6 protein-coding genes are annotated in these 7,234 nt (G+C 70.9%); 1 reads left to right on the forward strand and 5 read right to left on the reverse strand.

The features are described from left to right. The 3 genes from ABD908_RS25950 to ABD908_RS25960 form a co-directional block, all read right to left on the reverse strand. A partial coding sequence (locus tag ABD908_RS25950; RefSeq protein WP_345001546.1) for an oxidoreductase occupies positions 1 to 1,198 on the reverse strand: 1,198 nt, incomplete at its 3' end. After that, complete coding sequence (locus ABD908_RS25955) at positions 1,195 to 2,547, reverse strand: MFS transporter (protein ID WP_345001548.1); 1,353 nt, start codon at positions 2,545 to 2,547, stop codon at positions 1,195 to 1,197. The genes ABD908_RS25950 and ABD908_RS25955, both read right to left, overlap by 4 nt. A 119-nt stretch (positions 2,548 to 2,666) precedes the next feature. After that, positions 2,667 to 3,563 (reverse strand): LysR substrate-binding domain-containing protein, encoded by an 897-nt coding sequence (locus tag ABD908_RS25960; RefSeq protein ID WP_345001550.1) that lies wholly within the window; start codon positions 3,561 to 3,563, stop codon positions 2,667 to 2,669. Between the two features lie 133 nt (positions 3,564 to 3,696). Here ABD908_RS25960 and ABD908_RS25965 point away from each other — a divergent pair, with 133 nt between their 5' ends. After that, positions 3,697 to 4,389: an SDR family NAD(P)-dependent oxidoreductase gene (locus ABD908_RS25965; RefSeq protein ID WP_345001556.1), complete on the forward strand. Its 693-nt coding sequence runs from the start codon at positions 3,697 to 3,699 to the stop codon at positions 4,387 to 4,389. A 39-nt stretch (positions 4,390 to 4,428) separates the two neighbouring features. Here ABD908_RS25965 and ABD908_RS25970 read toward each other — a convergent pair whose 3' ends face one another. Continuing rightward, a complete protein-coding gene (locus ABD908_RS25970; protein WP_345001552.1) occupies positions 4,429 to 5,772 on the reverse strand; it encodes an MFS transporter in 1,344 nt (447 codons plus the stop codon). Positions 5,773 to 5,915: 143 nt separating this feature from the next. Next, positions 5,916 to 7,234: MFS transporter (locus tag ABD908_RS25975; RefSeq protein WP_345001554.1), on the reverse strand; the 1,319-nt coding region annotated here is incomplete at its 5' end.

The raw sequence follows: 7,234 nt of genomic DNA on the forward strand, positions 1-7,234 counted from the left end.
CCCCTGGCCCGCCGCCGACGACGGCGACCCGGACGCTCCCGCCAGCGCCGCCGCCACCGTCGCGCCCGGCGGGCTCGTCGGCCTCGCGCCCCACCCAGGGGTTCACCGAACAGGGCACGGGGCCGGCGGCCAGGCTGTCGATACACAGGTTGCACGCGATGCACGGACGGTAGCGGCCGCCGTCGAGCGCGCGGTTCGGGAAGTCGGGGTCGGCGTGCAGGGTGCGCGCGAGGGAGACGAAATCGGCACGGCCCGAGCCGATGATCTCGTGCGCCGCCTCGGACGTGTTGATCCGGCCGGCTACACCGACCGGTGGCGCGAAGTCGCGCGTGTAGCGCGCGGCGTGCTCGGCGAGCAGGGCCCGCGGCCACTCGCCGGGCTGGATGATCCACTGCCCGGCCTCATAGTTCCCGGCTGACACGTCGAGGAAGTCCAGCGTGGTGGCCGAGCTGCGGGCCAGAAGGGCGTGGGTGGCATCGGCGTCCAGTCCGTCGTCGATCCCCTCGAACGCCGAGAACCGCAGTCCCAGAGCGGTGTCCGGGGCGTGTCGACGGACCGACGCGATGACCGCGTCGAGGAACCGGGTGGGCTCGGCCCACTCGTCGTCGCGGCGGTTGTAGGCGGGGGACAGGAACTGGTGGATCAGGTAGCCGTGCCCGCCGTGTAACGAGATCACGTCCACGCCGGCGCCGGCGCAGCGGGCGGCCGCGAGGCCGTAGCACTCCACGAGGTGCTCGATGTCGTCGCCGTCCAGCTGCTCGGGCATCTGACCACCCACCACCGCACACGGAATCGGAGACGGTGCAACGGGAGTGAACCCGCTGACCGCCCCCTGTGCGGTCCGTCCGCCGTGGTTGAGCTCGACGCCGAGCAGCGCGCCGTGGGCGTGCACGGCATCCGCCGCCCGGGCGAGCCCGGGGATGCACCGGTCGTCGTCGGCGCCGAGCTGGCGGATGCGCCCCTTGCCGTCGGCTCGCACGTACGTCGCCTCGGTGAAGATCAATGCCGCGCCGCCCGTTGCCCGCCGGCGGAGGTACGCGATGTACCGGTCGGTGAGCAGGCCGTCCTCGGTCCCGTAGTTCCGTTCCATCGGGGCCGACACGAACCTGTTGCGCAGCGTGAGCGCGCCGATCCGGAGCGGCGATCCGACGGTGGCGACCGGCGCGGGGTGAACGGGAGGTAGGTGCAGGGTGGTCACGACGCTGCGGGGACGACGGCGGACTCGGCCACGGCCGGCGCGCGCCGCGCACCGAGCTCGGCCGTGGGCACGCGGAACGTCTCCGGCCCGAACATCATCGCGACCAGCGAGAGCACAGCGAAGCCCAGGCACATCCACGCGACGGGCGCCCAGTGGTCGGTGCGGCCCATCATCGCGTCGGCGAGCGCGGGCGTGAAACCGGCCACGAGCAGTCCGAGCATCAGGCTCACGGCCATCCCGCTGTACCGCACGGAGGCGGGGAACTGCTCGGGGAAGTAGGCGGGGTAGATGCCGTTGGGCATCGCGTAGAACACGCCGATCAGCACGATCACGGAGGTGTAGGTGAGGGGCACGCTGCCGATGGACATCGAGTAGAAGAACACGAAGACCATCAGCCCGGAGCCGATCGCGCCGACGGCGAAGATCGGCTTGCGGCCGATCCGGTCGGCGAGCCACCCGAACACCGGCTGGGTGAGCACCGCGACGAAGTTCGCTGCGGCGATCGCGTAGAGGATCGTGGATTTGTCGAATCCCTTGGTGTGCACGGCATACGACAGTGCGAACACGTTGACGATGGTGTTGATCATGGGGAACGTGGCGCTCAGCGTCACCCGCAGTACCGCGGGCCAGTCCGAGCGCAGCAGCGCGACCAGTGGCACGGCCGCGACCTCGTCGGCCTCCTTGACCTCGGCGAACACCTCGGGCTCGGCCAACCTGCGGCGGACCCACAGGGCGACGCCCGTGACCACGATCGACAGCAGGAACGGTACGCGCCAGCCCCAGCTGTACAGCGCCGAGTCGGGCAGCGACGCGAACGGCACGAACACGAGACTCGAGATCACGATGCCGAACATGATGCCGCTCATGGTGAAACTGGTGAAGAAGGCCCGGCGCCCGTCGGGCGCGTGCTCGAGCGTCAGCGAGCTGGACCCGGGCGACTCGCCGCCGGCGGACAGGCCCTGCAGCAGCCGCAGCAGCACCAGTAGAGCGGGTGCGAGCCCGCCCACCTGCGCGTGGGTCGGCAGGCAGCCGATGAGGAAGGTGGAGCCGCCCATCATGACCAGGCAGGCGATCAGCGAGTCCCGGCGACCGAGGCGATCCCCCAGATGCCCCCAGACGACCGCGCCGAGGGGCCGGGCGACGTATGCGACGCCGAGCGTGGCGATGGATACCAGGGTGCCCGTCCCACCGCTGGTGGGGAAGAACACCTTCCCGAACACCAGCGCGGCGGCCGAGGCGTAGATGAAGAAGTCGTAGTACTCGAGAGTGCTGCCGAGGAAGCCGGATAAGGCGGCACGCCGGGCGTTGGCCGCCTGGGTCACAGACGGTGACGGGGGCTGGGTGGGCATGGGGTGTCCTTTCGTCCGGCGGCGGCGGTGACGTCGCTCGCGACGGTGCAACGAGTGTGACCCCGATCATCTTGGATAGTCCAACACTTAATCGGTCTGAGATAAAGACTCGAACAAGCCTAATCGGTCGGTGTGGGGAGCACGGCGTCTGCGACCTCCAGTACGGCGCGCAGGGCCGGCGTCGTGCGGGCGGGCGACCATGCCAGCCCGTGCAGCATGTACGGCGTCTCGTCGGTGAGCGGGACGAAGACGGCGCCGGGCGGCAGCACCTCGGCCATCGACCCCGTCATCAGCGCGACGCCGACGCCGGCCGCGACGAGCAGCAGGATCATGTACGGATCGGTGGTCTCCTGCACGATGCGCGGGCGGAAGCCGGCGTTCAGGCAGGCCTGTACCGTCGTCTCCTGCAGCGCAGAGCCCTGGGTCTGCGGTGCCGTGATGAACCCGTCGTCCGCGAGCTCGCGCAGGTCCAGCCGCGTCGCGCGGGCCCGGGGATCGTCCTCGGGGAGTACGGCCCCGTAGGCCTCGCGGGCGATCAGGCGCGAGCGGAGTGTCGATACGTCCACCGGCAGGCCCACTAGTGCGAGATCCAGTGCCCCGCTGGTCAACTGGGTCACCGCGTCGCGTGTGAGCACCCGGCCCACAAGCGCCAGCTCGATGTCCGGGTAGCGCTGCCGGACCGCGCGCGTCAGCGGCGGCAGGGAGCGGTGGTTGAGCACCCCGGAGAAGCCGATCGTTATCCGCCCGTATACGCCGCCGCCCGCGGCGCGCACTGCGAGCCGCGCGGAGTCGACCTCCTCGAGCACCCGGTAGGCGTGCGGTAGCAGCCCGGCGCCCGCGGCCGTCAGCGACACGCTGCGCGTGTTGCGGTCGAACAGCGGCTCGCCGACCTCTTTCTCGAGCTTGCGGATGGTCTGCGAGAGCGGTGACTGCGCCATCTGCAGGCGCGCGGCTGCACGCCCGAAGTGCAGTTCCTCGGCGACGGCGACGAACGCCTCCAGCCAGCGGATCTCCATGGGGGACTTCCCTTCGCGCGGCCGGTGGATTACCTTTCGAGCCGAGTCTCAATTCGATCAACTTTATACCGGATCAGCACATTATCTGTGCCGATTCTCGTCTCGATGCCCGTCTGAAAGGTGACCGCACGTGATCGACGAATACCCGGAGGGCTGCCGCGCGCTCGTCACCGGCGGGGCGAGCGGGATCGGCGCGGCCTGCGCCGAGCGGCTGGCGGAGGCGGGGGTCGCCGTCGTCACCGCCGACCGCGCCGACGGTGCCGACGAGCCCGTGGACGTCGCGGACGAGGCGTCCGTGGCGGCGCTCGCCGCGCGCGTCGGCCGCGTCGACGTACTGGTCAACTGCGCCGGGGTGATCGGGCCCGCCGGGCCCGTCGTCGACACCGAACTAGCCGCGTGGCGTGGGGTGTTCGCCGTCAACACCGACGGCGTGTTCCTGATGTGCCGGGCGTTCGCACCGCAGATGGTGGCGCGCGGCTGGGGCCGCATCGTCAATCTCGCCAGCATCGCGGGCAAGGACGGCAACCCGGGCCAGGCCGCGTACTCCGCGTCGAAGGCGGCGGTCATCGCGCTGACCAAGTCGCTCGGCAAGGAGCTGGCGCAGACGGGCGTGCTGGTCAACGCGGTGGCGCCGGCGGTGGTTCAGACGCCGATGAACGCGGCGACCGACCCGGCCGTCCTCGAGCGGTCGCGCGCGTTGACCCCGATGGGTCGCGCCGGGCGTCCCGCCGAGATCGCCGAGCTGGTGGCGTGGCTCGGGTCGGCCCGCATCGGCTTCTCTACGGGCGCGGTATACGACGCGAGCGGCGGCCGCGCCACTTATTGAGCGGCCCGAACCCCCGGCACCGTCGGCCGCGCGGCGTGGTCACGCGGCGTGCAGGTGGGCCTGCCGCGCCTCCTCGTGCCGGGCGCCGTGCAGTCCCAGCTCGTGCGTGGGCGTGCGGTACGTCTCCGGGCCGGACAGCGCCGCTACCGACGCGACCAGCGCGACGCCCAGCGACAGCCACGCGACGGGCACCCAGCTTCCGTTCTCGCCGACCATCGCGTCGGCGATCGCCGGGGTGAACCCCGAGAGCAGCAGGCCGAGCATCAGGCCGACGGCCATGCCGGTGTACCGCACGTTCGCGGGGAACTGCTCGGGGAAGTACGACGGGTACACCGAGTTGGGCATCGCGTACAGGACGCCGATCAGCACGATCACCGATACGTAGGTGAGGGTCACGTTGTGGACGCTCATCTCGTACAGGAACACGAACATCATCAGGCCGGCGCCCACACCGCCGATCGCGAACACCGGTTTGCGGCCCACCCGATCGGACAGCAGGGCGTACAGCGGCTGGGTGAGCACCGCGGTGAAGTTCGCTGCGGCGATGGCGTACAGGATCGACGTCTTGGTGAAGCCGTGGTGCGTCGCATACGAGAGGGCGAAGACGGTGACCATGTTGTTGATCACGGGGAACGACGCGGCCAGCGCGACCCGAACCACCGTGAGCCAGTCCCAGCGCAGCAGCTCGAGGATCGGTACGCCTGCGGTCTCGTGGTTCTCCTTGGCCTCCTCGAACACCTCGGGCTCGTCGAGGCTCTTCCGGATCCACAGCGCGATGGCGGTGACCAGGATCGACAGCCAGAAGGGGACCCGCCAGCCCCAGCTGTACAGCGCGGAGTCGGGCATCGAGGCGAACGGGATGAACACCAGGCTCGAGACCACGATGCCGAACTGCACGCCGCTCAGGGTGAAGCTGGTGAAGAATGCGCGGCGCCGCTCGGGCGCGTGCTCGAGGGTCAGCGAGCTCGAGCCCGGGGACTCGCCGCCGGCGGACAGGCCCTGCAGCAGGCGCAGCACGATCAGGAGGATCGGCGCGAGGGCGCCGACGGTGCCGTACGTCGGCAGGCACCCGATCAGGAACGTCGAACCGCCCATCAACATCAGGCAGGCGAACAGCGACTCCTTGCGGCCGATCTTGTCGCCGAGGTGGCCCCACAGGATCGCGCCGAGCGGCCGCGCGATGTACGCGACGCCCAGGGTCGCGATCGAGATGACGGTGCCGTTCGACCCGTGGCCGGGGAAGAACACCCGGGGGAAGTACAGCGCGGCCGCCGAGGCGTAGATGAAGAAGTCGTAGTACTCGAGCGTGCTGCCGAGGAAGCCGGAGAGCGCCGCGCGCCGGGCGTTCGCGGTGGGGTGGGTCGTGGACGAGCTGGAGGACATGTGTCGAGTGTGATGCCCATCACCGGTGGAGGGAGGTGACTTCGTGATCCTCCCGGATTCCGGAAAACGGGTGCGATCCGGGGTGTCTCCGGACGGGCGAACATCACGGCCGCGCTCCACTTCGCCGGCGGTGCGCCGTGCGATCAGCCGGTCGGCGGGTCGTCCGGATGCGGCGGGGTGTGCACCAGAGCGGCGCCGCCGGCGGCGACGAGACAGGCCGCTGCGCCGACGAGTAGTGCTGCGCGTGGTCCCGCGGAACCGCAGATCCATCCCGACAGCACGCTGCCGATCGGCGTCGTCCCGATGTAGACGAACACCCAGAGCGCCATGATCCGGCCGCGGTAGCGCGGGTCGGCGTGCAGTTGCAGCGCGGTGGACGCCAGCGTCACGAAGCAGAACGCCGCCACGCCGGTGACGGCCAGGCAGATGCACGCCGTCACGATCCCCGGGGCCACGGCGGTCGCGATCAACCCGATCCCGAACACGGCTCCCGTCGCCACCAGGTAGACGCGCCGCGGGTGCGGCACCAGCCCGACGGCAAGGGATCCGACCACCGACCCCGCGCTGAGCACCATCGACAGCACGCTGTACATGCCGCCCGAGCCGTGGAACGTGTGGCTCGCGAGCACCGGCAGGATCACCGGGAAGTTGAACGCCAGCAGCCCGACCAGCGCCATCATGGCCAACGGGAGCCACAGCTGCTGCTTGGTGCGCGCGTACCGCAGGCCGTCCGCCAGGCCGCCGCCGCCCTTCCGCGACGCCGAGCCCGGGATCGGCCGCAGCACGGCGAGCGCGACGATCACGAACAGGTACGACGCGGCGTTCACCGCGAAGCACGGCGTGGTGCCGACCGCGGTGATCAGCACGCCGGCGAGCGCCGGTCCCACCACGCGCGCACTGTTCATCACCACCCCGTTCACGCTGGCTGCACTGGCCAGATCCGACGCCGGCACCAGCTGCGGTACGAACGCCTGCCGGGCAGGTGAATCGACGATCTGCACGAACCCGCCGGCCACGCTGACGGCGAGCACCACCGGCACGCCGGCGTGTCCGGTCGCGGCGAGGACCCACAGCGCCCCGGCGAGCCCGCACAGCAGCACCTGGGTCGTCAGCAACAGCCGACGCAGATCGAAACGATCCGCGATCACGCCGCCCCACGGTCCGAACAGCAGCGGCGGGACACCACCCGCGGCGAGCACTAGACCCAGTGACGAGGCGGAGCCGGTCATCTGCAGCACGAGCCACGCGATCGCCGTCTGCTGGACGAACGTGCCGCTCGCCGAGGCGATCTGTCCGGCGAAGTACCAGCGGAAGGGGGTCGAGCGGAGCGCGTGCAGCCCGGCGCCCCGCCGGCGTGGCCCCGGCGCGGGCGCCGCCTCGGGTACGACGGTGATCGCTGCGCGGTCCATCAGGGCTTCGCGGTCCACGCGGCGGCCGACGCGGCCATCCGTCCGCCGGCCGG

Source organism: Tsukamurella soli (assembly GCF_039541155.1).
GTDB lineage: Bacteria > Actinomycetota > Actinomycetes > Mycobacteriales > Mycobacteriaceae > Tsukamurella > Tsukamurella soli.

What these genes read in the sequence shown, in the direction of transcription:
- ABD908_RS25970 (WP_345001552.1), bottom strand. Translation starts at nt 5,772, where the DNA reads ATGTCCTCCAGCTCGTCCACGACCCACCCCACCGCGAACGCCCGGCGC.
- ABD908_RS25955 (WP_345001548.1), bottom strand. Translation starts at nt 2,547, where the DNA reads ATGCCCACCCAGCCCCCGTCACCGTCTGTGACCCAGGCGGCCAACGCC.
- ABD908_RS25960 (WP_345001550.1), bottom strand. Translation starts at nt 3,563, where the DNA reads ATGGAGATCCGCTGGCTGGAGGCGTTCGTCGCCGTCGCCGAGGAACTG.